This is a genomic window from Atopococcus tabaci DSM 17538 (assembly GCF_000429585.1).
Taxonomy (GTDB): domain Bacteria; phylum Bacillota; class Bacilli; order Lactobacillales; family Carnobacteriaceae_A; genus Atopococcus; species Atopococcus tabaci.
The window spans coordinates 1-3,328 of sequence record NZ_AUCD01000109.1; the positions used below are offsets into that span (position 1 = coordinate 1).

At 36.8% G+C, this 3,328-nt stretch carries 4 protein-coding genes; all 4 read left to right on the forward strand.

Annotation, left to right across the window (positions count from 1 at the left end):
• The first annotated feature begins 165 nt into the window (after positions 1 to 165).
• Positions 166 to 525: a hypothetical protein gene (locus G470_RS0111385; protein WP_028274900.1), complete on the forward strand. Its 360-nt coding sequence runs from the start codon at positions 166 to 168 to the stop codon at positions 523 to 525.
• Positions 526 to 627: 102 nt separating this feature from the next.
• Positions 628 to 1,929: an FtsK/SpoIIIE domain-containing protein gene (locus G470_RS0111390; RefSeq protein ID WP_028274901.1), complete on the forward strand. Its 1,302-nt coding sequence runs from the start codon at positions 628 to 630 to the stop codon at positions 1,927 to 1,929.
• Between the two features lie 228 nt (positions 1,930 to 2,157).
• On the forward strand, positions 2,158 to 2,649 hold the full coding sequence (locus G470_RS0111400) for a hypothetical protein (RefSeq protein WP_028274902.1): 492 nt from the start codon (positions 2,158 to 2,160) through the stop codon (positions 2,647 to 2,649).
• A gap of 177 nt (positions 2,650 to 2,826) precedes the next feature.
• The gene (locus tag G470_RS13565; RefSeq protein WP_240470685.1) at positions 2,827 to 3,249 is read left to right on the forward strand and encodes a hypothetical protein; all 423 of its coding nucleotides are present in this window, start codon (positions 2,827 to 2,829) and stop codon (positions 3,247 to 3,249) included.
• The last annotated feature ends 79 nt before the right edge of the window (positions 3,250 to 3,328 follow it).

Below are 3,328 nucleotides of genomic sequence, written 5' to 3' on the forward strand. Positions count from 1 at the left end.
GTCCTCCTAGGTATGTTTTTGTCGTTAAAAACATTGTACCGTAAAAGGACGATCATATGGCCTTTTATCTTTTACACAATTATATGGACTTTATCCCTTACAATTGAATTAGAAAGTTAATTGCGCAATGCTTTCAAAAAGATATCGAGAGGATGAAAGTTTCAGATGAAGAAACTACGAGAGTTCAATCGCTTTGACTGTGAGGCATTTTTCAAAGACAAGGACGTACGAGTGATGTCACATGAGGACTGGCTTGAATACGATGCGGACGGAAAGAATCCTAAAGTCGTAGGCACTAAGTATAAAACAGTAATTGCAACCGACCGAACAGAATACAAAGGCGAGGATGTAGCACCTGACCTTAATGCAGGCGAGCAAGTTATTGTAAAGGTGCCTAAACCTCCAAAAGAGTATAAAAAGTTCAGTAAAATCACATTTGTGAATCCAACAGCTTCTGTGTATGGAACATTCATGAGTGAACTTTCCGTCAAAGCAGAAGATGTAGACATTATTCCACCAAAATAAAGAATGAAGGGCAGTAAGTTCCCTTCCTATCAACAAATACATTATTATACCTGTGACCGCCCCTGACAAGGGGCGGAACCACGATAGTAGGATGTGGTTTGCATGAAGAAAACATATAGAATGCAACGTGGTTTTATTTCATTTTTATTCATTGGATTTTTTCTTATCTTATGGTTTTTCTTTTATAAACTGTATCCTTTGATTGTTGAACAAATAACGTTAATACAGCTTCCACAAATTGAGTCAAATATCTTCTTGATTCCTGTTGGTCTAATGGTAGTTACTTTGTTTGTTAATTGGTCAATTCGCAATAAATTGTGGTTTGGTCCATTTTTTTCTCTGCATTATTATTTGATGACAAAGCGAATCAGAAGACATATTAAAGACGCGAGATTTGAAGATGAACGCGAGTATGACAATCGTTTAGTTACTTTACCAAAAATCAAGATAACATTTGACAACAATCGAACAAGAAAGTCAGGAAAAGTTTTCATCAATAATACAATTAAATTCGACAAAAGACTTGAAGATATGCGGATTGATTCAGCTTTAAAGGGTTACGTAAGCGAGCGCAAGTACCTATCTAAAGATCGCGACTGGTATATTTACGAATTTTATTCAGTTGATTCACATAAACAACTAAAGATTAAATCAGCAAGTGACTTGATTGAATGGTCAAATAAGACAGCAGATGATTACGCCTTACGCTTAGATGAGCGTGCAACTGTACCGTTTCATCATATGGGATTAGTCGGTCAAACAGGTAGTGGTAAATCGTTTTTTATTCAAATGCTAGTTGAACAAGTTTTATCGAAAAAGGTCAATCATGAATTATTCATTATTGATCCGAAGCGTACAGACGTATACCAAATGGCTAAACGTACCGTTGGTGATGAGCGAACTGCCGACAAAACAAATGCGGTTGAATTGATTAAACAATTTCATGAACGTATGAAAAAACGACAAGATGAATTACAAGACTATTTTATATCAAATCGTAACAAGACTTATAAAGATGCAGGGTTACCTGCTTTAATCCTGCTTATAGATGAGTTTGGGGCATTGAGAGAATCATGGAAGACTTTAGCAAAAAAGGAACGTGATGAAGTCGATACCATACTGTCTGATGTTGCATTCATGGGGCGACAACTAGGTTGTATTCTGTGGGTCGCTACGCAACAAATGAACGCACAGACGATGCCAACAGCGATTAGAGAACAGCTCGTTTTGAAGATTGCTTTAGGTGATAGTGATGAGCAAACATATAGAACTCTGTTTTCTTCTGGTGTGGATATACCTCCAGTTCAATTTACTGCTGGTCAAGGGATTTACAGTTATCCAGGGCTAGCAAGTGCAGACAAGCCACGGTTGTTGACCGTTCCTTACTGTAGCTTTTTGAATTGAAGCACCTAGCTTTTCCTTAAGGAGCGACGGCACAAAGAGTGGAAGGGGACCCGCCGTTCAGGCGGGGAAGGTTCCGCTCCGTGCTTTACACCTTTAGGAGAGCTGGGGTGCAGGTAATCACCCCAGCTCCAGTCAGGAGCAAAAACAACACCAAAGCCTATTCTAATGGGCTTTTAGCACTAGGAAAACTTTACCTAAAGTTTTCTTATAAAAGGAGTGAAAAAGAACGTGATTAAACCAGATATTGACCAATTTACACTCGTATTACAAACAACAGGCGTGTTTGACTTTGACGAATGGCGTGACTGGGTAGCAAAAAGCTTAATAAGTACATTCTTAATTAAATCTAAGATGCATAAGCTATTCGACAATTTCGGTGAAGCAGACGTTAAGCTGCCAGAAGGCTATACAATTGGTTATTCATTCATCAATGCACCATTTTACTTTTGTATAGCTTATCATGAAGCATTCACGAAAATGGGCGTAATTGTCAAATATAGTGCATACGCATGGCATGAATATCGGAAGCGATATGAAGAAGAATTTAATGAACCTATTCATTTACACACCTTTTTAAAAATGATTGATTCGGATGAATATAGTTTTAGGCTTTCACGAATTGATATATGTTGTGACTTTATTAATGAAAATATTAACATTGCTAAATTGAAACGCTCAATAGAAGAAGGAAGGACTGAAATACGCTATGGGAAGTACTAATAAAAGTTATCTACAAAAAGTTATTGAAGATAACAAAAACAAGCCATATAAAAGAAACAACTCAAAAGTATCCGACGTATCTAAAGACTTTCAGGCACAAACATTGTATATCGGGGCAAAAAGCAGAAATACAAAAGTGCATTTACGCATTTATGACAAAAAAGAGGAACAACTATCATGAAGCACATGCGACATATCGCCAAAGAAGTGGATGACTGGATACGTGTTGAAGCAGAGTTTTCTGGCGATTATGCCCATCAATTAACAGATGCAATCAAAAAATGTAGTACAGATGAACAGCTTAAAAATGTAATTATTAGTGCTCTACTTGATCGCTATATGCTCTTTTATGTTAATTCTAATCGACCTCATAAGATAACTAGATTAATGCTTGAACTATTAGATGAGAAGGACTTTCACTTTGAGTCACCATCTCCACGAAACAATTTGTTACAACAATCAATAGACCATCTAATTAAGGGGTCTGGGCTACTCCCCACATTGTGGAAAGTTCAGCAAATATGGGGAGGTAATACAGCAAAAGAATTAATAGATTATTTATATAAACAGTACTATGAAGAATTGATAAAGTCCATATAATTGTGTAAAAGATAAAAGGCCATATGATCGTCCTTTTACGGTACAATGTTTTTAACGACAAAAACATACCTAGGAGGAC